Source organism: Nocardia sp. NPDC056000, assembly GCF_042269265.1.
Lineage (GTDB): Bacteria > Actinomycetota > Actinomycetes > Mycobacteriales > Mycobacteriaceae > Nocardia.
In genome coordinates this window covers 70013-94770 of the sequence record NZ_JBHJXS010000015.1, presented here as the reverse complement: position 1 = coordinate 94770, position 24758 = coordinate 70013, and the positions used below count along the sequence as shown (strand labels likewise).

Sequence of the window (24758 nt, the reverse complement as noted above, 5' to 3'; positions counted from 1 at the left end):
CCTTACGAGTCTTGCGCTCGCATTGTTGCACAATTACTTGCGCGACGACCGTCTCCCGAAGCGCCAGAACTGCACGGCGCGAACATCTTCCGACAATTGATTGACCGGTTCTGCCACGTCGGAAAGGGCTTGGAACAGGTCATCACCCATCTCGGCGATGTGCTCCACCCGGCTTGCCAGCCGTGAGGCGTTGAGCACGAATTCCAGCAGCAATCGCACCACCGCGGCGATGGTCAGGCCCAGTGGAATCGCGAAGACCACCGCGAAGACGATGCCCAGCCAGGCCGAAACCCGCCACAGCCCAATGGTTCCCACGATCGGGATGGCGAAAGCGGCTGCCAAGCCCAGGATGTAGGCCAGCGGCAGCAGGGTGCGGGTGGCGGCGCGATGGAATTGCACGTCCAGCAGCGCGCGGATGGCCTCGAGACTCCAGGACCCGAAAGCGCTTGGGCTGGCGAAGGGTTCGACGGGCTCCTCGTCGGCCACGGCCTCCTGTTCCAGCCGCCGGGTCATGCGCCGGGCCGCGGAGTCCTTGAAAGCGGCCCACCGCCCGATCTCGAACTCCTCGACCTCGAGTTCATCGAGTTCGGGTGTCTTGCCGTTCGATTGGTCGGACATGCCGTCGATCTCCTCTCCCGCAGACCTTTTCGACCATGCGAAGTCTCATCGCTATCCCCCTTCTGGGACAGATCGAAACAGTGTGTTCTAGAACACTCCGAGGTTGGATGTTGCATTCCTGGGTAGCGCGAGCGATAGACCTCCTGACGGCGTCTTCGCAGGCAGTGGGCTCCTCCCCCGGACCTGTCACAGATGTGCCAGCGACTCGGTCGCGCCACGAACAAGGACGAGCCGTCTCTTTTGGAGGGAAAAACCATATCGGCGCAAAACAACGTTGTAACGCAACGAACGGCTCGTTCCGATACCCCGCACAGAGCAGGACATAGATCTACCGGGGAATGGAGAAACCAGTGCGAACGACGTTTTCGTCTTCCGTCATGGCGGCAGCACTGGCCGCCTCTGCGCAGGAGTACACCGAGCGTGGATGGACGGTCGCCGAAACGGCCAATGGCATCAGCCTGGTCACCGATGAGAACCTGTCGGGCATCGAGGTAACGGGTGAGACCGCCGCCTTCGTCCGCCGGTACTTGCGGGCCAACGATCTGACCGGGCCGGTCATCGAGATCCCGGGCGCCGAGCGCCGCGAGATCCACCTGGTCACGGGGCTGCGCAAGGCCGCCATGGCCATCGAGGCGCTGCGTGCCGCGGGCGCCATCGTGCACACCGACGGCGCGGGCATCCCGCTGCCGCCGACCCAGCTGTTCGACGGTTCGGCCTGCTGGGGCGTGGCACCGCACGAGGCCCGCTGGGTCCCGCCGGTGGTCGCCATCTCGGCGGCGGTGCGCGCCGCCGCCAAAGGCGGAGTCAAGCCGCAGAGCACCCGCATCGCTTCCTGAGGGGAATGACGCAGCATCACATGTGAATAGGCACTACCGCCGGTAGCGAATAGCTATAACAGCAGAACCGCGGATGCTCCCCGGCATCCGCGGTTTTTGGCGTATCTGGAAGTGGAAACTCTTCAGGCGGTGCGCAGTCGGCGTGACGGGTGTGAATTGTGATGTGTGAGAGCTGCTCTGGGGCCGGAGGGATGACCCGATTGCACCGGCGGCTCATCGCCGAGCACCTTGGCGCGGGCCGCGCGGCGATTGCGGACGCCGAGGGTGCGCAGGATGGCCGAGACGTGGTGATCGACGGTCCGGACCGATAGCACGAGGTATTCGGCGATCTCCGCATTGGTCAGGCCCGCGCACAGCAGGTCCAGAACGTCCTGCTGGCGACCGGTCAGCCCGGGCACGGTGTGCGAGCCGGGCGACGGTGCCGGAGCGGGCCGCGGAATGCCCGACCGGGCGGCCGGAGGCGGCACCGGGGCGTCCGGCAGCGGGATGAAGATGCCGGTTTCACCGCCGACGCTGAGCACGACCGCGGATCCGGTGCCCGCGGCGATATCCTCCCAGGCCGCGCGCAGGACCTCGAGTGCTTGTGTTCGCTCCAAAAACCGCATGTGGCAAGCCTGGTCGCGGTGGCCCGGCCGCGTCTGTCTCCGCCGACACGGTCGGTGTGTCGGAAAACCGACACTCGCAATTGATGCCCAGTTGACGCGTTGCTGTTTCCGTTGTCGTGCCACCGCGCGATGATGAGGTATGACCCCCGCCATGAACACCTCGCGGACCCTGCCGCGCACCTGTCCGCTGTGCGAGGCGGTGTGCGGGCTGGAGATCACGCTCGACGCCGATGATCACGTGACGGCTGTACGCGGCGATAAGGCGGATCCGTTCAGCCGGGGTTTCATCTGCCCCAAGGGTGCGACGCTCGGACATCTCGACGAGGATCCGGATCGGCTGACCGCGCCCATGATTCGGGACCGCGCCACGAATACCTGGCGGGCGGTGAGCTGGGATGAGGCGTTCGGGGTGATCAGGGAGCGGCTGCCGCAGGTCACCGCCGCGCACGGCAATCAGTCGGCGGGCCTGTATCTCGGCAATCCGAACGCGCACACGGTGGCGGGGGCGCTGTATGTGCCGCTGCTGATTCGGGCGCTCGCCACCCGGAACCTGTTCTCCGCCAGCACCTCCGATCAGATGCCCAAACAGGTGGCGTCCGGGCTGATGTTCGGCGATCCGCTCACGGTGGCGGTGCCGGATCTGGATCGCACCGATTACCTGCTCATGCTGGGCGCGAATCCGCTCGAATCCAATGGATCGCTGTGCACCGCACCGGATTTCCCGGGACGGTTGAAGGCGCTGCGGCAGCGCGGCGGGAAGTTCGTGGTGGTGGATCCGCGCCGCACCCGCACCGCGAAACTCGCCGATGAGCATCTGTTCGTGCGGCCGGGCAGTGATGCGTACCTGCTGTTCGGGATCGTGCACACGCTGTTCGCGGAGCATCTGACCGAGGTGCGGGTGCCGGTGCGCGGACTCGATGAAGTCCGCGATGCCGCAGCGCCTTTCACCCCCGACGTGGTGGCCGAGCGCACCGGGGTGGCCGCGGACACCGTGGTCCGGCTCGCGCGTGAACTCGCCGCCGCGCCCACCGCCGCCGTCTACGCGCGCATCGGCACCTGCACGGCCGAATTCGGCACCGTGACGCAGTGGCTGGTCGATGTGATCAACGCGCTGACCGGCAACCTGGACTCACCCGGCGGCGCGATGTTCGCCAACGCGGCGGCGCTCGGCATCGTCCGCACCCGGGCGTTCCGGCTCGGGCGCTGGAACAGCCGGGTGCGCGAACTGCCCGAGGCCATGGGTGAACTGCCGGTCGCGACGCTGGCCGATGAGATCCTCACACCCGGTGACGGGCAGATTCGCGCCATGGTGACGGTCGCGGGCAATCCGGTGCTGTCCGCACCCAGTGGGCCGCGCCTGGCCGATGCCTTCGCGGGGCTGGACTTCATGGTGAGCGTGGACCGCTACCTCAACGAGACCACCCGGCACGCCGATGTGATCCTGCCGCCGCCGCGCATCCTGCAATCACCGCACTACGATTTCGCGCTGCTCAACTTCGCCGTGCACAACTACGCGCGGTACTCGCGGCCGCTGCTGCCGCTGGGTCCGGATGAGCTCTCCGAATCCGAGATCATGGCGCGGCTGGCGCTGGCCATCACCGGTCAGGAGACGCAGCCGGGCGTGGATCCGCTCGCGGCCGTGGACGAATTCGTGATCGCGGGGACGCTGCATAAGGCCGGGCTCTCGGAACGGCGGTCGGAACTGCTGGGCGAGAACACCATCGAACAGCGCATCGACCTGATGGTGCGGCTCGGTCCCTACGGCGAGTGGACGGGCTCGGATCGTGCGCTGAATCTGCAAGTGCTGCTGGATAACCCGCACGGAATCGACCTCGGCCCGCTCCAGCCGCGACTGCCGGAGTTGTTGCTCACCGCGTCGAAGCAGGTGGATCTCGCGCCGGAGGCACTGTTGGCGGATGTGACCCGGCTGCATGAGCGGCTGGCGGACGCCGCGCCCGCCATGGTGCTGGTCGGGCGCAGGCAGCTGCGGTCCAACAACAGCTGGCTGCACAATGTCCCGCCGCTGGTGGGCGGTGCGAATCGGTGCACGCTGCATATTCATCCGGACGATATGACCCGGCTCGGACTGGACGAACATGCGGTGGTGAAGTCCGCCGCGGGCGCGCTCACCGTGGATCTGGAGCCGACCGAGGACATCATGCCGGGCGTGGTGAGCCTGCCGCACGGCTGGGGACACGGCGATTCCGAGCAGTCGGTGGCGCGGGCGCACGCCGGGGTGAATGCCAATGCGCTGACCGATGATTCGCTGGTGGACGCACCGTCCGGCAATGCCGTGTTCAACGGTGTGCCGGTGACATTGACACCCGCCTGAGACACCGGGCGGACAGAACGATCGTGAGACCGAGCGGGGCGGGTATGCCGGCCGCTCGGGTGGAGAGGGGCGCGCCGTGACCGCGGTTGGCACAGGCCGGATTTCGATATCGCGGGTGGCGCTGTGGGCGGTGCACGTGGCGCTGCCCGCCGCCGGACTGCTGCTGTTGATCACGCATCCGCCGCTGGATCACATGTACATGGACGGCGGTGTGCACTTCTGGCTGATCCTCGGCGCGGCAGTGCTGTCGCTCGGGCTCGGGGTGCTGCTGTTGCGCGCCGCCCGCGCGCACCGGGATATGCGGTTGATCCTGGTTTCGCTGGTGTTCCAAGTGAATTCGGGTTTTCTGGGGCTGCACGCGCTGGCCACACCGGGTGTCATTCTCTCCGAGCCGAATGTGGGCTTCACCGGAGCCGTCCCAGTCGGTATGGTGCTTGGCGGGCTGGCGGCGCTGGCCTCGGTCGTGGAGTACGGGCCCACCGCGCGGGCGCACCGCTTCACCGAGCTCCTCGCCGCCCTGCCTCTGACTCTCATGGCGGTGTGGGCACTGGCCTCGCTGACCCGGGTGCCGCCGTTCGATTCGGTGCCCGATCCGGACGAGGTACAGGGGCCGCTGGTGGCGGCGGCCTTCGTCGGCGGGGCCTGCTATCTGGTGGCCGCGGGCGCGTACGCCGTTCTCTACCTGCGCAATCGGTCGACGATCCTGCTGAGCGTGCTCACTTCGTTCGTACTGCTGGCCGAGGCCATGTTCGCGGTCGGGTTCGGGCGCAGCTGGCGGCTGTCCTGGTGGGAGTGGCATGTGCTGCTGGGCGTGGCGTTCGCGCTGATCGCGATCAGCGCGCATCGCAGCTTCCTGCGCGAGGGCTCCGCGCGCGGACTGTTCGACAGCATCACCCAGCGCAGCACCCTGGCCGCCATCCAGCGCGATTACGCGCGGGCGCTGGAGGAGATGGTGATCGCGCTGGATCAGCGCGGCACCGGCGGGGTGCGCCCGGATGAACCGCTCGGCGCTGTGGGACAGGAGCTTTCGCGGCGCTTCGGCCTCACCGAGCGACAGGTCGCGGTGCTACAGCAGAGCGCGCACGCGCTCGGCGATGAGCGGGAACAGGTGCGGCGGCTCGGTGCGCTGGTCGCGGTCGGCGAGCGTGCCAATGTGATTCGCGGTGAGGACGAATTGCTCACCGAGATACAGCAATTGGCCAATCACGCCTTCGACCGCGACCTGGTGCGCATCGGGGTGCTGCGGCAGGGACGGTTGCATTTCAGCGACGGACAGCCGCCGAATCCCGCCGCGTTCGCATACCCGTTGACGGTCAAGGGAATTCGCACCGGCGTGCTGGAACTGTCGCGCACCGGGCCGGGTACGCCGGCGCAGCTCGGGCCCGCCGAACACGCGGTGGCGCAGTCGTTCGCCAGCCAGACCTCGGTGACTCTCGAAAACGCCCGGCTCTACCAGCAATTGGACGGACTGTTCCGGTCCTATATGTCGCCGCAGGTGGCGACCGCGCTGCTGGCCGATCCGTCCCAGGCCGGATTGGGCGGCGAGGTGCACGAGGTGAGCGTGCTCATGGCGGATCTACGCGGGTACACGCCGTTCTCCGAACAGGCCGGGCCGGTGCAGGTCATGCGCATGCTCAACACCTACTACGGGGTGATCGTGCCCGAGATCCTCGCCGAGGGCGGCACGGTGGTGCAGTTCGTCGGCGATGCGGTGATGGCGATCTTCAATGCGCCGGTGCGGCAACCCGATCACGCGCTGCGCGCGGCACGGGCGGGGCTGGCGATCCAGCGCGCGACGGCCGCGGTACGCGAACGCCAGGGCACGGCATACGTCACGGCGGGGCAGCCGGGAACGCCGGGATCCACCGGCCCGGCAGCCACCGGCGGCCCGGGACGAGGGGTGCGGACCGGACCGTCCGGGCAGGCCGGGTCCGATCCGGCCGACGAGGCGACGGTGCGGTACGGCCGGGTCGGCACCGGCGACACCGTCCAGATCAAGCGCGCGAGCGGTACGACCGCGCTGGAGTGGCCGATGTTCCGGGTCGGGGTGAATACCGGTCCGGCCATCGTCGGCAATGTGGGCGCGCGGGAGATGCGGAATTTCACCGCCATCGGCGACACCACGAATCTGGCCGCGCGCCTGGAGGGTTTGGCCGAACCGGGCACGGTCGCGATCGGGCCGCTCACCCGGCAGCGGCTCGGCGATCGGGCGCAGGTGACGAACCTGGGCGATTTCGACATCAAGGGCAAGAGCCTGCCGGTGACGGTGTACCGGCTGAACGGACTGCGGTGAGGTAGTGGCGGAATTCGAACTGCTGGAAGGTCTTTCGCCGGAGGAACGGCGGGAGTTCATCGCGGCGTGCACACCGCGGCGGTTCCGCCGCCGCGATATCGTCTGCCACGAGGGCGATCCCGGGGATTGCGTGCACCTGATCCTGTCCGGGCGCTATGTCGTGCGCATCACCACGCCGCTGGGCAATTCGGCCACCCTGACCATTCTCGGGCCGGGTGAGATGTTCGGTGAACAGGCGCTGCTGAGCCCGGACGCGCGGCGCACCGCGACCATCGTGGCGGTCACCGACGGTGAGACGCTCACGCTGAACCGGACCCAGCTGGAGCGGTTGCGGCGGGAGCATCCGCAGGTGGAGCGCTTCCTCACCACTTCGCTCGCGGCACAGGTGCGGCGACTGTCGGCGGCGGTGCTGGAGGCGCTGTACCTGCCGGTGGAGACGCGGGTGCTGCGGCGGCTGGCGCATCTGGCGGCGGTGTACGGCGACGGGGACGGTAAGCCCGCGCTCATCCGGCTCACGCAGGAGGATCTGGCGTCCATGGCCGGGACCACGCGGGCCACGGCCAACAAGGTGTTGCGCGAGCTGGAGGATGCGGGCGTGGTGCGGCTGGGGCGGGGTTCGGTGCTGGTGCTGGACCGGGCGCGGTTGACGCGCGGACGATAAGGGGGATTGCGGCATACCGGTGGTTAAGGGTCCGAAGACCCTTGTTCTCGCGCATTCGCCGGACGAAAATAGCTAAACCGTATAGCATTTCGGATGGCCTGAGTTCGTGGCCGAGCCTCTTTTCATCCGGTATTCAGCTACCAAAGGGGTCGGACGATGCCCGGTATCAGGAACGGCAGCGACGGCGAGCGAGAACTGCAGGAGCGCTACGGCACCCAGGAACGAGCCGATCGGTTCTATTCCGATCAGGTCCGGAATCGGTTGAATGCGCAGATGATCGAATTCATCGGCCGGATGGATATGGCCTTCATCGCCACCGCCGATAAACATGGCGAGTGCGACAACAGCTTTCGCGCCGGAAAACCCGGTTTCCTGCATGTGATCGACGATCGCACGCTCGCCTATCCGGAGTATCGCGGCAACGGGGTGCTCGCCAGCCTGGGGAACATGCTGGAGAACCCGCACGTCGGCATCCTGCTGGTGGATTTCGTGCGCGATCTGATCGGGCTGCACATCAACGGCACCGCCCGCATCGTGGACGACACGCTGATGCGCCGCTGTGTGCCGGAGCTGCCGCCGGGTGAGCGCGGGCGGCAGGCTGAGCGCTGGGTGGTGGTCGATGTGGAAGAGGCATACATCCACTGCCGCAAGCACATTCCGCATCTGGTGCCCGCGCAGCGCGAGGCCGTGCAGTGGGGCACCGACAATGTCCGGGCCAAGGGCGGCGATTACTTCCACACCAAGGCCGAGGCCGAATCCGGTGCCCTAGTGGATTACTGACCTACCGCAGGTATGAGGCTCCATTGACGTCGAGCACGGTGCCCGCACTCCAGATCGCCTCCGCCGAGGCGAGATAGCGCACCGCCGCGGCGATCTCGTGCGGTTCGGCCACTCGTCCGAATGGGCTCTGTCCCTTGACCGCATCGGTGACCCGGTCGGCCACCCGTTCGGTGGCGACGAAGCCGGGAGCGACCGCCGCGACGCCGATGCCGTAGGGCGCGAGGGCGACAGCGAGCGATTGTGCGAGGGACTGCGCGCCGGCCTTGGTCGCGCCGTATGCCACGTGATCGGGTTCGCCGCGATAGGCCCCGCGCGATCCGATATTCACGATTCGGCCGGGTACGCCGCGCTCGATCATGTTCCGCGCCACCAGGAATGACACATTCGCGGTACCGATGAGATTGACGTCGACGGTCTGCCGCCAAATACGCTGCCACTGCTCGTAGGAGGTATCCGCGACCGGTTGCGCCAAATTCACGGCGGCATTGTTGACCAGCACGTCGACGCCGCCGAGTGCGTCGATGGCGGTGTCCACCACCAGTTTCGCGCCGTCGGGGGTGGAGATGTCGCCGCCGATCAGCACATGTCCGGATCCCGGCAGCGCGGCGAGCGTCCGCTGGGCCTCTTCGCGCCGCGAGGAGTAGTGCACCGCGACTCGATCTCCGGTTTCGGCGAACACTGTCGCGACCGCTCGGCCGATCCCCCGCGAGGCTCCGGTGACCAGTACCGCCCGGGTCATAGTTCAACCACCATGCGATTCACCCTGCCACGTGCGAGGGCGGTCTAGTTGATCTTGAAGATGACCGCGCGCTGCACGATGAAATTGATCACGGTCGCGGTGCCCTGCGCCACGCAGAACGCCAGCCAGATCCGCCACCACTGATCGGGCAGTGCGTAATAGCAGAGCTGGTTGATCCCCACCTGAATCGCGAAGGTCGCCGCGTACAGCACGATGACCGCGATGAAGCGGTTGCGGTTCGGCTCGGCATTGAAGGTCCAGCGCCGGTTGATCAGGTAGGCGGTGGTGGTGCCCGCGATGAAACTGATCGACTTCGCCACCGGGAGCGGCAGTCCGAAGACCTTGAAGAGCAGCGTGTAGAGGCCGAAGTCGACAATGGCCGACAGGCCGCCGGTGACGCCGAACCGGATGATCTGGGTCTTCAGATCGACGTCCGTACCGCCCGGCTCGTCGACGAGGGGCAGCTCGGGCGGCAGGGGCAGATGGGGTTCCGCGGTCACAAGGCATGAGGGTATCGCCCGGGACGAAGGACACAAGCCTCGAGACGGTTATGCCTGTAGCCTCTATCCCGATGTCCACGAAAGCTCAGACCACCACCACGGCCGCTCCCGATACGAAATCGGCGAGTGCGGGTGCGGACGTAGCGTCGAACGGTTCGTATGAACTGCCCACGCAGACCCGCCGCCTGACCGGTTGGGGTCGCACCGCAGCCACCACATCTGAAGTCCTGTCGACCAGTGATCCGGAGGTGATCGCCAAGGCGGTCGCCATGGTCGCCGACGACAACGACTCCAAGCCCGCGCACCTACGCCGCGGCGTCATCGCGCGCGGCCTCGGCCGCTCGTACGGCGACCACGCGCAGAACTCGGGCGGGCTCGTCATCAACATGCCCGCGCTGAACCGCATCCACCGCATCGACCGCGATTCGCGCCTGGTCGACGTGGACGGCGGCGTCAGCCTGGACCAGTTGATGAAGGCGGCGCTGCCGTTCGGGCTGTGGGTTCCGGTGCTGCCGGGTACGCGGCAGGTGACGATCGGCGGCGCCATCGCCTCCGATATCCACGGCAAGAACCACCACTCCGAGGGTTCGTTCGGCAATCACGTGCGGTCCATCGACCTGCTGACGGCCGACGGCAAGGTGTCGACCATCGGGCCGAAGAAGAACGCGAAGCTGTTCTGGGCGACCGTCGGCGGCAACGGGCTGACCGGCATCATCCTGCGCGCGACCATCGAGATGGTGGCGACCGAGACCGCGTACTTCATCAACGACGGTGTGAAGACCAGCACCCTCGACGAGACCATCGCCGCGCACAGCGATGGCAGCGAGGCGAACTACACGTATTCGAGCGCGTGGTTCGACGTGATGAACCCGCTGCCGAAGCTGGGGCGCGCCACCATCACTCGCGGGCGCTTGGCCAAGGTGGATGAGCTGCCGAAGAAGAAGCAGCGCAATCCGCTGAAGTTCGACGCGCCGCAGCTGCTGACGGTGCCGAACATCTTCCCGAGCTTCACCGCGAACAAGCTGACCCTCGGTTCGGTCGGCGAGGCGTACTACGCCATGGGCGGCAACTACACCGGCAAGATCCAGAACCTGACCCAGTTCTATCACCCGCTGGACATGATCGCGGAGTGGAATCGGGCGTACGGTCCGGCCGGATTCCTGCAGTACCAGTTCGTGGTGCCGACCGAGGCCGTCGATGAGTTCAAGAAGATCATCATCGATATCCAGGCGTCGGGGCACTATTCGGCGCTGAATGTTTTCAAGCTGTTCGGCCCGGGTAACCCGGCGCCGTTGAGCTTCCCGATGCCGGGCTGGAACATCTGCGTGGACTTCCCGATTCGGGCGGGGCTCAACGAACTCGTCACCGAGCTCGACCGGCGCGTCACCGAATTCGGCGGCCGGCTCTACACCGCGAAGGACTCCCGCACCACGGCGGAGACCTTCCACAAGATGTACCCCCGGATCGACGAGTGGATCAAAATCCGCCGAAGTGTCGATCCCACAGGCGTTTTCATGTCCGATATGGCGCGAAGGCTGGAGCTTCAGTGATCAATGCGGTAGGGAATCCGCAGTCCATTCTGCTGCTTGGCGGCACCTCCGAGATCGGTCTCGCGATCTGCTCGGAGTACCTCAAGAAGGGTCCCGCGCGGATCATTCTGGCGGCGCTGCCCGGCGACCCGCTGCGCGAAGAGTCTGTCGCGCTGCTGAAGTCGGCCGGTGCGTCCGAGGTCGAGGTCATCGACTTCGACGCGCTGGAGATGGACTCCCACCCCAAGGTCATCGACGCGGCCTGGTCGCACGGTGACGTGGACGTCGCCATCGTCGCGTTCGGCATGCTCGGCGACGCCGAGGAGCTGTGGCAGGACCAGCGCAAGGCCGTCATCGCCTGCGAGCTGAACTACACCGCCGCCGTCTCGGTCGGCGTGCTGGTCGGCGAGAAGATGAAAGCCCAGGGCTACGGGCGCATCATCGCCATGTCCTCCGTGGCCGGTGAGCGCGTCCGCCGCTCCAACTTCGTCTACGGCTCCACCAAGGCGGGCCTGGACGGCTTCTACCTCGGCCTCGGCGAAGCGCTGCGCCCGCACGGGCCGCGCGTCACCGTGATCCGGCCGGGACAGGTCCGCACCCGCATGTCGGCGCATGTGAAGGAAGCGCCGCTGACGGTGGACAAGGAAGACGTGGCGGCGCTGGCTGTCGCGGCTTCGGAGAAGGGCAAGGAAATCGTCTGGGCCCCGGGGACTTTCCGGTACATCATGATGGTGCTGCGGCATATTCCGCGGCCTGTCTTCCGGAAGCTGCCTGTGTAGGCGGGAGCGAAAACGCAACGAGCGGTGGCCGATTCGGCTGCCGCTCGTTTTTCGTTCGGGGGATAGATAAAACTTGGATATTCTGAATAGCTCTGTATCACAATAGAATTCGGCTTTCGGGGTCTGTTTTTCGGGAGTAGAATAGAGGTATGAATCCAAGGGAGAACATCGCAATCACGGACAGTGCATCAGCACTCTCCGCTGCGATCGATTCCCTTGTTTCTCAGCCGCTTATTCCGGTGTCGGACAACGACATTGTCGAATTGATGCAGCAGATCGAGACCGCCACCCGCAAACTCGACGCGCTCAAGCTCGACCTGGTGGTGCAGACCTGCTCGCGGTCGCTGCCCAAGCGCGCTGGAGCGGGCAGTGTCGCACTGTTCCTGCAAGACACACTGCGGATTTCGCACGGGGACGCGTTGAACCGCTGGCATTGCGCCGAGCAGGCCGCGATCTGGCCGCGTGTGGGGGACAACAACGAAATCTCCACACCTGCGCCTGTGCTGCCCAATACCGCACTGGCGCAAGAAGAAGGCGCGATCGGCCTCGACCACGTGCGCGTGATCCGGCAGGTCATGGACCGGCTCCCCAACCAAGTCACCGCCGAAGACCGCGCACTCGCCGAAGAGCATCTGGCCCGCCATGCTCGCGCGTTGAACCCGAACCAACTGCCCAAGATCGGTGACCGGATCCTGGGCCACCTCGATCCTGATGGCACCCTCACCGACGACGCGGACCGTGCTCGTATGCGCAGTATGCGGTTGAGCCCCCAGGGCTTCGACCTGATGTCCACCATGACTGTGGTGTTGACACCTGAAGCACGCGCCGCGATGGACGCTGTGCTGGCCAAGCTCGCCCGGCCCGGTCTGTGCAACCCGGCCGACCCGGAGAGCCCGTTCGTCGTGGATGACAAGCTCGATCCGGAGGTCGTGAAGGCTGCGGCCGCACGGGATACGCGCACGACGGTGCAGCGTCAGCATGATGCGCTGTTCGCGCTCCTGCACCCCGACTTCAACCCCGCCCACCTGGGCTCACACCGTGGGCTCCCGGTCACCACGATCCTGACCATGTCCATCGCCGATGTAGAGCGCGCCGCCGGAGTGGCGACCACCGCCACCGGTGGGACTGTGCCGGTCGCGGTCGCGTTGGAAATGGCTGCACGCAAGAGCAAGACCTTTTCGGTCGTCACCGATGGCAACAACATGCCCCTGCACATCGGTGAAGCCCGCCTTGCGAATCCGGCACAGCGGATGGCGTTGATCGCCACCGAACGGGGTTGCACTCGACCCGGCTGCACCGCACCCGCGAGCATGGCCGCCGTTCACCACGTGACCGAGTACATCAAGGGCGGCCCCACCGACATCGAGAACCTCACCCTGGCTTGCGATCACTGCCACGCGCTGGTGAACGACACCCCGACGGGCTGGACAACCATCAAGCTCGGCAAGGATTCGGCCTTCGCGGGACGTACCGCGTGGATCGCGCCCGCGCACATCGACCCGACCCGCACACCAAAGGTGAACCACCTTCACCACCCGGACGAGTTGATCGCCACCGCCCCGGCCGCGCCGCCGCTGCCCGCTCGCCCGCCCCGGGCGTGCGCGTCGAATCGGATGCGCCAAGCGCGGCCGTGGGTTTTGCCTCGCCCGGCTTGCCCAGCCCGGCAATAGGTTCCACCACCACCTGTATCCACCGTCAGGGAACACCCTGCCGGTCCTACAGGCATGTCCGCATCCCGCTCGAGGTGCCAACGTGCGGTTCCAGCCCTCCCGCAGTCCGGGCAAAGAAGCAGTGCTGGTTACTTCGCCTGCCGTACCCGACTTGCTCTCCCGCAACCCAGGCCAGTACCTCACGCACCGGACGGGGTGACCGGCCGTGGTTACCTTCAGAGCCTCCCGAACCCAAGGGCCCCGAGTGGGTCGGGAGTTGGAAGGTGAACGTAACCCGGGCTGGGTCTGGGTTTTGTCTTTGTTCTTTATCTTCTTGTCCGGGCGTCTTTTGTCTTTGGTTCTTTTGTCTTTCCGGGTTTTGTCTTTGGGGTTTTGTCTCTTGGGCCTGGGGCTCTGGGGGTGTTGTCGGCCGGGCGAGAGTTCATGGGGGTCCGAAGATCGTTAGGCTTCGCTGCGGTAAGCGGTCCATGGAAGCGAACCCGGAGGCGGAGTGGGAATGAGCGAGAAAGCAGGCAGCCGGGGGGCGATGCTGATGCGGCAGGCCGGAGGTGCGCTCGGTGAGGGCGCGCTGGCGGCAGCCGTGGCGGCAATCGTGGCCGGTATCGGTCTCGTGGCGTTCTCGACCGTGCAGTGGCCCGCCTTCAACTCTTCCAACGTGACTCGGGCGCTGACGACCGTCGGCCAGGTGGTGACGCTGGCGCTGCTGGTCGCGGCGATCGTGCTGGTGCGGATGGACAAATGGCCGTGGGTGGCGAAACTGCTGTCCTGGGTCGGTATTTCGGGGTTCGCGACCGTCACCCTGGGGATGCCGCTGGCGGCTACCAAGCTGTATCTGTTCGGCATCTCCGTTGACCAGGAGTTCCGGACTCAATATCTGACGCGGCTGACGGACAGTGCGGCACTGCACGATATGAACTACGTGGATCTGCCGCCGTTCTATCCGGCCGGATGGTTCTGGGTCGGCGGACGTTTCGCGAGTCTGACCGGTATGGCGGGGTGGGAGGCGTTCAAGCCGTTCGCCATCATCGGGCTTGCGGTGACGGCCGTTCTCGCGGTTGTGCTGTGGTCCAAGCTGATTCGCGCCGACTGGGCTATCGCTGTGGCGGCAGCTACCACCGCCGTCACGCTGGCCTACGGGTCGCCCGAGGCGTACAGCGCTCCGCTGGTGCTGCTGTTCGCGCCCGCGATGGTGCTGGCCTGGGGTGCGTTGTACCGGCCCGCCGAGCCAGCGGCCGCCACGGCAGGCGGCTGGGGCGCGGTGCTGGGAACCGGACTGTTCCTCGGTGTGGGGGCGATGCTCTACACCTTGTACTTCGTCGTCGCGGTATTCGCGGTGTGCCTGATGGCACTGGTCGCGGCCGGGCTCGCACTGCGCGAGCGCGGTAAAGCGGTACGGGCCCAACGGCATCGGGTCGACGGTGAACCGGCCGTCCCCGGACGCTGGCGCGTAGTGTGGCCGATTCTGTTGCGCCTGATCGGCGCCGGCGTCGTCGCGGGCCTGTTGGCGCTGACAGTATGGTTCCCGTTCCTGCTGAAGCTGCTGGGCGGCACCATCCCCAAGTCCGGCACCGCATTCCACTATCTGCCCGAGGGCGGGTCGCAGCTGCCGCTGCCCATGTTCGACTTCTCCCTGATCGGCGTCTTCTGCCTGCTCGGCACCGTGTGGCTGGTGCTGCGGGTCGGAAGTTCGCGTCGCGCACAGGCTTTGGGCATCGCCGTCGTGGCCATCTACCTGTGGTGCCTGCTGTCCATGACCGCGACCGCGGCGGGGACCACACTGCTGTCCTTCCGCCTGGAGCCGATCCTGTACGCGCTGCTGGCCACGGCCGGGGCGTTCGGGTTCGTCGAAGGCGCTCGGGCGATCTATCAGGTGCTGAACGAGCCCGCGCGAATGCCGTTGGCGGCGGGGGTGATCGCGGTGATCGGCGCCGTCGCGTTCGCGCAGCAGATTCCGCATGTGCTGTCCAATGAGATCACCACCGCCTACACCGATACCGATGGCAACGGTGAGCGGGCGGATAAGCGGCCGCCGTCCGCGGTGTCGCACTACCGGGATGTGGATGCGGCGCTGCTGGCGCAGACGGGGCGCGCCCGCGATCAGAGCGTGGTGCTGACCGCCGACACCAGTTTCCTGTCGATCTACCCGTACTACGGATTCCAGGCGCTCACTTCGCATTACGCGAATCCGCTCGCCGACTTCGCGGCACGCTCGGCGGAGATCAAGCGGTGGAGTGAGTTGAAGTCTCCTCAGGAGTTGCGGGACGCGCTGGCGAAGTCGCCGTGGCGGGCTCCGGACGCGTTCCTGTTCCGGCGTTCCGGGGACGACTACACGCTGCGGCTGTCCGAGGACGTGTACCCGAATGATCCGAATGTGAAGCGGTACACGGTGGCGTTCCCGAAGTCGCTGTTCGCGGATCCGCACTTCCGGATCACCGAGATCGGACCGTTCACACTGGTGGTCGTTCAGCCCTGAGAGTTATAGCCGGGGCCACTCAAATGTGATGTGGCCCACGGTACTTATCCCCAAAAGGGGGCAGAAACCTGGGGATGAAGGCCCTTTTCTGTGGATAACTCGACAAACTTGCCAGCGCGGTCTCAGATGCACGCGGTAGCGTGGGCCGCTGTTCTGAAGGCAAAAGGGGTTATCGCGTGGCACAGGGGTTCGACACCGTTCTCGACCGAACAGTACCGAAAACTGTTGCCCCGGAGCGCACTCGCGGGCAGCGTGTCGCGCACCGGGTGCGCGCCGCCCGCGCCGATCTGATCGTCGCCGCCGGATACCTCTCGCTCGCCGTGCTGGTGTTGTCCGGGCAGTGGCTGCACACCGATCGCGGGTACCTGATCAAGAGCGGTCAGGACCAGACCATGTGGGAGTGGTTCTTCGCGGTCACCGCGCACAAGATCGCGCATCTGGAGAATCCGCTCGGCACCGGCCTGCAGAATTATCCCGACGGTGTGAACATGATGGCCAATACCGCCATGTTCGGGGTCGGTGTCCCGCTGACGCCGGTGACGCTGCTGTTCGGGCCGACCGTCACCTTCGTGCTGGTGCTCACGCTCGGGCTGTTCGGCACCGCGTTCGCCTGGTACTGGCTGTTCTCGCGGGAGCTGGTCACCTCCAGATTCGCGGCGGCCGTGGGCGGTTTGTTCTGCGGGTTCGCGCCCGCCATGATCTCGCATGCCAATGCGCACCCGAATTTCGTTGTGCTGGCGCTGCTTCCGTTGATCGCCTTGCAGCTCATCCGGGTCGCCAGGCTGTCCGGCACTCCGGTCGAAACCCGCAAGGCCCGCAGACTGCGCGATGCCTTCATCCTGGGCCTGCTGATCGCCTTGCAGATCGCGCTCGGTGAGGAGCCGCTGCTCATTTTCGCGCTGGCCTTCGGGCTGTTCGCGTTCGTCTACTACCTGCACGCACCGCGTACCGGACTGCGCGCGGTGCGCACGGTCGCGCCGACCGTGCTGCTGGCGGCGGGAATCACGCTCGCGCTCACCGAGATTCCGCTGTGGTGGCAGTTCTTCGGGCCGCAGTCCTACCGGTCCATCGATCACGGCCCGATGCAGAACGATCTCAAGGCGCTGTTCCAGTTCCCGTCCGAATCGCTGGGCGGGGTGTTCCAGCACGGGCAGAACGTGGCCATCAATCCGACCGAGGAGAACTCGTATTTCGGCTGGCCGCTATTGCTGCTGGTGCTCATGACCGCCGTCTTCATGTGGCGCGAACGGGTGGTGCGGGCCGCGGTCGTGGTGATCGCGGCGGGCACCCTGCTCTCGCTCGGTTCGACCCTCACGATCGGTAAGCGCGACACCGGAATCGCCCTGCCGTGGCAGTGGTTCGAGCGGGTGCCGCTGCTCAACTCGGTACTGGAATCGCGGTTCACGATGGCCGCCATTCCGGCCATCGCGATCGTGCTCGCCATGGGAACCCAACGCGCTCTGGACTATTGGCGGGTGTCGGCCACCGATTGGCGGCCACTGGCCTGGTTCGCGGCCGTAACGCTGGCACTGCTGCCGCTCGCCCCCACCATCCTGCCGGTGGTGCAGCGCCCGGCCGCGCCCAAGTTCTTCACCGATGGCACTGTGCGCCAGTATGTTTCGCACGGTTCGGTGGTGATCGCGCCGCCGCCCACGCCGCCGGATGCCCGCGCGCTGCAGTGGCAGACTCGCGCCGATTTCCAGTTCCCTTTGGCCGGAGGCTATTTCGTCGGACCCACCGGAACCGAGAAGAAGGGGCGGTACGGGCCGGATGACCGTCCGACCGCCAGCCTGTTGATCAAGGCGCAGCAGTCCAACAAGGTTCCGGTCATCGATGACGCCGTGAAGGCGCAGGCCCTGGCCGACCTGCGGTTCTGGCAGGCCGATGTGATCGTGCTGCCGCCCACCGACAATGCCGATGTACTGCGGTACACCGTGGATCAGCTGATCGGCATCCCGGCCGAACGTGTCGACGGCGTATGGCTCTGGGATGTGCGCGGACTCGTCAACTGACCCTCGTATAGGTGACGTGTCCGCTGATATCCAGGTCCCGGACTATCTGCCCGCCGGTCAGCCGCAACACCTGGGTGGTCTGGGGATGACAGTTCGAACCGCCGCTTGTGGTGATGCCGTTGCCGACGGTGATATCGGTGGCGGAGACGTCCAGTAGCCGATAGTCGAAGGAGCACACCAGGGTTCCATTGCGGTACACCGTCGAGGTTTCCACGACCTGGTTCAGTTCGCCCTGCCGAATGGTGAGGCGGTAGTCGTCGGCGTTCTGATCGCTGGAGCCGGTCCACTCCCCCAGGAACGCGGCGGGCACGCGACCGGCGGGTGTGGCAACGGTGGTCGCGGTCGGCACGGTGGCGGTGGGCGCGGTGAACGCCGGGGTGACCGGCGCGGTCGCCGCCGTCTGCACGATGGCCGACAGCGGTGCGCCCGGCGTGCTCCCATTGCTCTCCAGCTTGTAGGCGAGCAGGAATCCGCCACCGGCGAGCAGTATCGCGACCGCGCCGCCGAGCACCCCGGCGAGTACGCGGGAGCCGCCGCGTTCGGGTGGCGGCACGGGGACCGGAGTCGGCGGCGGGGTCGGTTCCGGCTGCGTATACGGGGGCGCGAACCCCGATGCGCGCAGCGTCGTCTTCATCCGCGCCGGGTCGACCGGCGGAATCGGCCGTGGCGCACTGATATACGGCATCTGGTCGGCGGTCACCGGCCCGGACAGGGCGGTCCACGCGGCATCCACGAAATCGGCGCAACCGCCGAACCGGTACTCCGGATTCTTGGCCAGCGCCCGATCGAACACGAAATCCAGAGCGCGGGGCAGGTCCGGGCGCACCTGGGTGATGCGCAGCGGCGGAATCTGGGTGTGCGCGAGCACCCAGCCCGCGAGATCCTTGGCCATATACGGCCGATGCCCGGTGAGCAGTACGAAAAGCGTGCAGGCCAGCGAATATTGATCGGTGCGCGGATCGAGATCGCGTCCGGAGACCTGTTCGGGCGAGGCGTAGGCGAAGGTGGCCGCCACATCGCCGGTGCGGGTGAGATGGGTGGATTCGTCACGCAGCCGGGCGATTCCGAAATCGGTCAGCAGTGCGCGCTCGGCTCGCCCGTCCTCGGCCGGGGAGAGCAGGATGTTCGACGGTTTCACATCGCGGTGCAGGACGCCCTTGCCGTGCGCGTAATCCAGCGCCGAGGCCACCCCGCTCGCGATGCGCAGCGCCCGTTCGGGATGCGTACCGCGCAGGGCGTCGGCGTCCTTGCCCTCCACGTACTGCATGGAGATCCACAGCCGCCCGGCGTCTTCCCCGGTGTCGTAGACGGCCACGATATTCGGATGGTCGAAGCGCGCGGTGATATCGGCCTCGCGTTCGAAGCGCTTCCACGCCTCGGCATCGGCGTGCACCTTGTCACTGCCGAAGACCTTGATGGCGGCCAGCCGGGGTAGTCGCGGATGGCGGGCCAGGTAGACCGCACCGGAGCCCCCGGCACCGATACCGCGTTGAATGACATACCCGGCGATCACCTCGCCGGGACGCAATTCCGCCATGACGCACCTACTTCAGCGGCGCTCGGGAAAGCCAGTCGCTCAAAACATTATCGACGGTGTGGCCCGGCCAGCGGAGCAGTAGCACGAAACGTGACCTGGGATCGCCGTCCGGAAAGCTGACCGCGGCCATCGCGTGCCTGGCATCGGTATCGGTGAAAGTGGCCGGGTCCACGCTGTTTCCGGTGGTGACGGTCAGCGCGCCGGCCACATCCTGATGCGGGAACGAGAGGGTGCGGGCATTGCCGCCGAAGAACAGCGCCGCCGCCGATTGGGCCGGGCGGACACCGAAATCGAAGAGGCTGAAGCGGACCTGACCGGTCGGGTCCGCGGCATTGCAGAGCACCCGGTGCGCGCCCTGGGCCGGTTCACCGGCAGCCGGATCGAGTTTCTGGCAGTTCGCGCCCTGCCAGCCCACCGCACCGCCGGTGGACGCCAGTTGCCCGATCAAGCTCGGGAAAGCCTGTGCGATGGGTTCGTGGTCGCGGCCCCAGGAATCGGCGACCGCGCCCGCGCTGGTGTACGTGATCAGCCCGCTCACATCGGTTTTGCGGCTCACCCGCCCATCCGAGAGCAGGGTGAGGGTGGTGGGGCCGTTGGCGCGGCAGGCATTGGCCGGTTCGCGGTCGACGATCTCGGAGGTGCCGATGAGCAGGCGGTCGCCGTCGGCGGGCACCTGGCCGAGCGGGGCGGCGAACTCGCAGTGGAAGGGGGAACCGTTGGGCAGTACGCCGTCCACGCGGTTCTGCAGAATCGAATCGCCCACCCGGCCCTGCTGCACGATGAGGCGATAGTTGGTCTGGCCCTCGGTGGCGAGCCAGGTGCCGACGAATTTGTCCGGCACCGTGCCGGTGTCGACGGCGGGCGGTTCGGAGCCGGTGCGGTAGAGCGCGAAGCTCACACCCGCGGCGACGATGGCGGCCGTGATCACGGCGACGCCGATCTGTCTGCGAAACAGTCTCCGGGCCAGCGGTTTTCGTGGTGCGGACACGGGCGATGCGGCGGCCCCGCGCGCGGTGACGCGAGCGGGCGCGGTGACCGCGAGCGCGGGGTCCGAGTAGTAGGCGGCGGTGGCGGCCTCGGCGAATTCGCGGCAGCTGGGATAGCGGTCGGCCGGATCCTTGGCCAGCGCCCGCGCGAACACCGGGTTCAGCGCGGCGGGCAGGTCCGGGCGGATATCGCTGACGCGCAATGGTTTTCCCTGCGTGTGCGCGTGCACCCAGCCGAGCAGATTGTCCGCGGTGAAGGGGCGCTGATCGGTGAGCAGGACGAACAGCGTGCAGGCGAGTGAGTACTGATCGGAGCCGGGACCGACCGGTTTCCCCGAAACCTGTTCGGGCGAAGCGAAAGCGAAGGTCGCCGAGATATTTCCCGGACTCGTCAGATTGGTAGTCTCGTCCCGCAGCCGGGCAATGCCGAAATCGGTGAGCAGCGCACGCTCCGGGCGACCGCTGTCCGGGGCGGCGATCAGCAGGTTCGACGGCTTCACATCGCGATGCAGCACGCCCTTGCCGTGCGCGTAATCCAGCGCGCCGCCGATCTCCTCCGCGATCCGCAATGCCCGATCCGCCGAAACTCCTTGCAGCTCAGCGGCATCGGTGCCCTCGATGTACTGCATGGAGATCCAGAACCGATCGTCCTCGATCCCCCGGTCGTACACCTGCACGATATTCGGATGATCGAAGTGCGCCGCGATATCGGCTTCCCGCTCGAATCGCTTCCACACCTCGTCGGCCGCGGTGACATCATCGCGCTTCAGAATCTTCAGCGCCGTCAACCTGGGCAGCCGGGGATGCCGCGCCGCGTACACGACGCCTGATCCACCAGCACCGATTCGCCGCGCTATGACAAACCCGGCGATCACTTCGCCCGGACGCAGCTCGGTCATGCTCCCTCGTAATCTCCCGGCCCGGCCCCTCGCCCAGTTCGGATAACAACCATCCTGACGTGTTTCCACCGGAAGAGCCAGTTTCCACCTCGCGGGGGAAGATGAACGCGGCGGGGGCACAGGTTATTTCGACGCCGCGGTAGCCCGGCTGCGCCGCGTACCCGAGCAGGGTGGATAGCATCGGCACTCGTGCGCGAAGACACCCGAGCGTTTCATCGAGTCCGACTGCTTGCCGTGGTATCCGGAATTCTCGGATTCCTGCTGGCGGTGCTGACCCCGATCCTGCCCGTCCGGCAGGACCGGCCCACCGTGCACTGGCCACAGGGGGATTCGGCGAATATCGACGCGCCGCTGGTGTCCTATGTGCCGCTGAACCTGGATGTGAACCTGCCGTGCCAGGTGCTGCGGGAACTGCCGAAGGGGACGCTGTTCTCCACGGTGCCGGTCGCCTCGGGCAAGGCCATCGACAAGGGCCTGGTCATCAAGGTCGACGAGGGGGCCGAGGCCGCGCCCACGCTGTCGGTGCTGCTGCGCAATATCCCGCTGCTGTCGGCGCCCGTCGCCGAGATCCAGGACTGCACGGCGCTGACCCTGCACTCCGATGCCGGCGTGACCCGGGTCGAGCTCACCGGTGTCAGCCGCAAGGACGGCACGCCGTTCGTCGGCAGCGTGGGCGGGGACACCCGGCCGCAGGTGGTCGGCATGTTCACCGATCTGAGCCGCGCACAGCTCGGAACCGGTGCCGCGCAGGCGGATATCGACGCCCGATTCACCTCCAGCCCGAGCTGGCTCAAGTACGCCGCGATCATCGGCGCGGTGCTGTTCACGCTGCTGTCGCTGTACGCGCTGCACCTGCTCGACACCCGGGACGGGCGGCGGCCGCGCCGGTTCCTGCCCGCGCACTGGTGGCGCTTCCGGCTCGTCGACGGCGTGGCGCTGGGCACGCTGGTGCTGTGGCATTTCATCGGGGCCAATACCTCCGATGACGGCTACATCCTGAATATGGCTCGGGCCTCCAAGGTTTCGGGCTACATGGCCAATTACTACCGCTGGTTCGGCGTCGCCGAAGCACCGTTCGGGTGGCCGTACGAGGTGCTGGTCTGGATGACCCGGATCAGCGATTCCAGCCCCTGGATGCGCCTGCCGTCACTGCTCGCGGGCATCGTGTGCTGGCTGGTGATCAGCCGGGAAGTGCTGCCGCGCTTGGGCGCTCGGGTGCGCCGCGACAATGTCGCGGTCTGGACCGCCGCACTGGTGTTCCTGGCCGCCTGGATGCCGTATGACAACGGACTGCGGCCGGAACCGATCATCGCCGCGGGAGCGCTGCTGACCTGGTGCTCCATCGAGCGCGCCATCGCCACCGGGCGACTGCTGCCCGCCGCCGTCGGCGTGCTGATCGCGGCCTTCTCGCTCGCCGCCGGGCCGACCGGGCTCATTTGCATCGCGGCCCTCATCGCGGGCTCGCGACCGGTGCTCCAGGTGATCATCAAGCAGGCCAAGGGAACCGGATCGGCGCTGCTGCGGTACGCCGCACTGCTCGCGCCGGGCGTCGCCGCCGGAACCCTGGTGCTGGTGGTCGTCTTCGGTGATCAGACGCTGGCCTCGGTGCTGGAGGCCACCCGGGTGCGCAAGATCATCGGGCCGAATGTGGCCTGGTTCGACGAACGCACCCGCTGGGATTCGCTGCTCATGCTCTCCCCCGACGGATCGCTGGCCCGCCGGTTCGGCATTCTCGCCATGCTGCTGTGCCTGGGCGTCTGCGTCATGGTGATGCTGCGCAAGAACGGCCGGATTCCCGGGGCCTCACGCGGACCGTCCGCGCGCATTCTCGGCATCGTGTTCATGTCGCTGTTCCTGATGATGTTCACGCCCACCAAGTGGACGCACCACTTCGGCGTCTACGCCGGACTCGCCGGATCGGTGGCGGCGCTGGCGGCGGTCGCGGTGGGCGTCAACGGGATTCGCTCTCCGCGCAACCGGACGCTGTTCTGCGCGGCGGTGCTGTTCCTGCTGGCCATCACCTTCACCGGGCCCAACGGCTGGTGGTACGTGTCCAGCTACGGCGTGCCGTGGTTCGACAAGGCCCCGCTGATCGCGGGCAAGGGCCTGTCCACGCTCTTCCTCGGCCTGGCCATCCTGTGCCTGCTCATCGCCGCCTTCCAGCACTATCGCGAACCGTACCGGCAACCGAAACCGGTGCGCGCCTTCGACAAATTCGCGAGCATGCCGCTCACCATCGCGGCCGCGCTGCTGGTGCTGTTCGAGGTGCTGTCGCTGGCCAAGGCCGCGGTCAGCCAGTACCCGGCGTACAGCATCGCCAAGTCGAATATCGATGCGCTGAAGGGTGATTCGTGCGCGCTCGCCAATGACGTACTGGTGGAGACGAATACCGCGGACTCGCTGCTGCAGCCGTGGACCGGTGCGGCCGCCGACGGATTGGCCGCGGAGAACACCGGATTCACCCCGAACGGCGTCGCCACCGATCTGACCGCCGATGCCGAGGAGACCGTCACCGGCGGTGCCAACTCGGTGAACAAGGACGACAACAAGACCACCAACACCACCGGCGCGGGCACCGGCGGCGGTAAGACCACGCAGGCCGGTGTCAACGGCTCCACGGTGGCACTGCCGTTCGGGCTGGACGCGGCGCGCACACCGGTCATGGGCAGCTACACCGAAAGCGATCAGGCTCCGGCCAAGCTGACCACCGAGTGGTACAGGGTCGACCTCTCCGACAGCGTTCGGAATGACCCCGCCTACCAGGTGCTCATCGTGACCGCGGCCGGACGCATCCGCTCGATCAACAAGGATCACGTGGAGACCTACGGCGCGGACCTGTGGGTGGAATACGGCACCCGCGCCGCCGACGGCTCCATGAGCGAGGTGCATCGGATTCGGCCGCTGGATATCGGTGGCGCACCGTCGTGGCGCAATCTGCGGGTGCCGATCGCCGATATCCCGGTGGGCGCCAACAGCATCCGCCTGGTCGCCAATGATCCGGACATAACACCCAAACAGTGGCTGGCTGTCACCCCTCCTCGACTGCCGAAACTGCAGACCCTGAATTCGCTTGTCGGCCATCAGGCTCCGGTGCTGGAGGACTGGCACGTCGGCCTGGCCTTCCCCTGCCAGCGCCCGTTCGACCACCACGACGGCATCGCCGAGGTGCCGCAGTGGCGCATCCTGCCCGACCGCACCGGCGCGGACGCCTCCAATGCCTGGCAGGACGATATCGGCGGCGGCCCGCTCGGCTGGACCGGACTGCTGCTGAAATCGCAGACCAAACCGTCCTATCTGAACCATGACTGGGGCCGGGACTGGGGTTCGCTGGAGCAGTTCACCCCGTACGTCCCGGACGCGGTGCAGGCCGCGCCGGATGTGACGGTGCAGACGCGCTCCGGACTGGCGAAGGACTCGCCGATCAGGGCGAAGTAACCGGCGACACCGCGGGAATCGGGTGCGACACGGCATACGTGTCGCGCCGCCGGAGTGAAGAGCGCCACTCGGGC

The 24758-nt window shown here is 66.8% G+C and carries 17 protein-coding genes; 11 read left to right on the top strand and 6 right to left on the bottom strand.

Features of this window, described 5'->3' with window-relative positions:
* Nucleotides 1-33: 33 nt before the first annotated feature.
* Entirely contained in the window at nt 34-618 is a 585-nt protein-coding gene (locus ACFC4D_RS37145; RefSeq protein ID WP_376070514.1) for a DUF4282 domain-containing protein, read from the bottom strand.
* 338 nt (nt 619-956) lie between these two features.
* Between ACFC4D_RS37145 and ACFC4D_RS37140 the strand changes: the two genes are divergently transcribed.
* Nucleotides 957-1454 (top strand): hypothetical protein, encoded by a 498-nt coding sequence (locus ACFC4D_RS37140; protein ID WP_364637166.1) that lies wholly within the window; start codon nt 957-959, stop codon nt 1452-1454.
* Nucleotides 1455-1576: 122 nt separating this feature from the next.
* On the opposite strand, the gene ACFC4D_RS37135 is transcribed toward ACFC4D_RS37140, so the two are convergent.
* Complete coding sequence (locus ACFC4D_RS37135) at nt 1577-2059, bottom strand: LuxR C-terminal-related transcriptional regulator (protein ID WP_376070511.1); 483 nt, start codon at nt 2057-2059, stop codon at nt 1577-1579.
* Between the two features lie 151 nt (nt 2060-2210).
* Between ACFC4D_RS37135 and ACFC4D_RS37130 the strand changes: the two genes are divergently transcribed.
* From ACFC4D_RS37130 to ACFC4D_RS37115, 4 genes are all read left to right on the top strand, one after another.
* Nucleotides 2211-4391 carry a molybdopterin-dependent oxidoreductase gene (locus ACFC4D_RS37130; protein ID WP_376070508.1) on the top strand — a complete coding sequence of 727 codons (2181 nt, stop codon included), beginning with the start codon at nt 2211-2213 and terminating at the stop codon, nt 4389-4391.
* A gap of 76 nt (nt 4392-4467) precedes the next feature.
* Entirely contained in the window at nt 4468-6684 is a 2217-nt protein-coding gene (locus ACFC4D_RS37125) for an adenylate/guanylate cyclase domain-containing protein (protein WP_376070505.1), read from the top strand.
* Nucleotides 6685-6688: 4 nt separating this feature from the next.
* Nucleotides 6689-7345 carry a Crp/Fnr family transcriptional regulator gene (locus ACFC4D_RS37120; protein ID WP_364637158.1) on the top strand — a complete coding sequence of 219 codons (657 nt, stop codon included), beginning with the start codon at nt 6689-6691 and terminating at the stop codon, nt 7343-7345.
* 156 nt (nt 7346-7501) lie between these two features.
* The gene (locus ACFC4D_RS37115) at nt 7502-8125 is read left to right on the top strand and encodes a pyridoxamine 5'-phosphate oxidase family protein (protein ID WP_375961859.1); all 624 of its coding nucleotides are present in this window, start codon (nt 7502-7504) and stop codon (nt 8123-8125) included.
* A 1-nt stretch (nt 8126) separates the two neighbouring features.
* Here ACFC4D_RS37115 and ACFC4D_RS37110 read toward each other — a convergent pair whose 3' ends face one another.
* Nucleotides 8127-8864 carry an SDR family NAD(P)-dependent oxidoreductase gene (locus ACFC4D_RS37110; RefSeq protein WP_376070502.1) on the bottom strand — a complete coding sequence of 246 codons (738 nt, stop codon included), beginning with the start codon at nt 8862-8864 and terminating at the stop codon, nt 8127-8129.
* A gap of 44 nt (nt 8865-8908) precedes the next feature.
* Nucleotides 8909-9364 (bottom strand): GtrA family protein, encoded by a 456-nt coding sequence (locus tag ACFC4D_RS37105; protein ID WP_364637152.1) that lies wholly within the window; start codon nt 9362-9364, stop codon nt 8909-8911.
* 65 nt (nt 9365-9429) lie between these two features.
* On the opposite strand from ACFC4D_RS37105, the gene ACFC4D_RS37100 reads away from it, so the two are divergent.
* From ACFC4D_RS37100 to ACFC4D_RS37080, 5 genes are all read left to right on the top strand, one after another.
* Nucleotides 9430-10914, top strand: a complete 1485-nt coding sequence (locus tag ACFC4D_RS37100) for an FAD-binding protein (protein ID WP_375963810.1) — start codon at nt 9430-9432, stop codon at nt 10912-10914.
* Complete coding sequence (locus tag ACFC4D_RS37095; RefSeq protein ID WP_364637148.1) at nt 10911-11672, top strand: decaprenylphospho-beta-D-erythro-pentofuranosid-2-ulose 2-reductase; 762 nt, start codon at nt 10911-10913, stop codon at nt 11670-11672. Before ACFC4D_RS37100 ends, ACFC4D_RS37095 begins: the two co-directional genes overlap by 4 nt.
* Nucleotides 11673-11938: 266 nt before the next feature.
* Nucleotides 11939-13342 carry a DUF222 domain-containing protein gene (locus tag ACFC4D_RS37090; protein ID WP_376070499.1) on the top strand — a complete coding sequence of 468 codons (1404 nt, stop codon included), beginning with the start codon at nt 11939-11941 and terminating at the stop codon, nt 13340-13342.
* A gap of 532 nt (nt 13343-13874) precedes the next feature.
* Complete coding sequence (locus ACFC4D_RS37085; RefSeq protein WP_376070772.1) at nt 13875-15815, top strand: galactan 5-O-arabinofuranosyltransferase; 1941 nt, start codon at nt 13875-13877, stop codon at nt 15813-15815.
* A gap of 176 nt (nt 15816-15991) precedes the next feature.
* Nucleotides 15992-17827 (top strand): glycosyl transferase, encoded by a 1836-nt coding sequence (locus ACFC4D_RS37080; RefSeq protein ID WP_376070497.1) that lies wholly within the window; start codon nt 15992-15994, stop codon nt 17825-17827.
* Here the strand turns inward: ACFC4D_RS37080 and ACFC4D_RS37075 are convergent.
* Nucleotides 17820-19364 (bottom strand): serine/threonine-protein kinase, encoded by a 1545-nt coding sequence (locus ACFC4D_RS37075; RefSeq protein ID WP_375961851.1) that lies wholly within the window; start codon nt 19362-19364, stop codon nt 17820-17822. The two genes, ACFC4D_RS37080 and ACFC4D_RS37075, sit on opposite strands and share 8 nt — an antisense overlap.
* Before the next feature lie 7 nt (nt 19365-19371).
* On the bottom strand, nt 19372-21249 hold the full coding sequence (locus ACFC4D_RS37070; protein ID WP_376070494.1) for a protein kinase: 1878 nt from the start codon (nt 21247-21249) through the stop codon (nt 19372-19374).
* A gap of 189 nt (nt 21250-21438) precedes the next feature.
* Here ACFC4D_RS37070 and ACFC4D_RS37065 point away from each other — a divergent pair, with 189 nt between their 5' ends.
* Entirely contained in the window at nt 21439-24684 is a 3246-nt protein-coding gene (locus ACFC4D_RS37065) for an arabinosyltransferase domain-containing protein (RefSeq protein ID WP_376070491.1), read from the top strand.
* Nucleotides 24685-24758 lie beyond the last annotated feature (74 nt).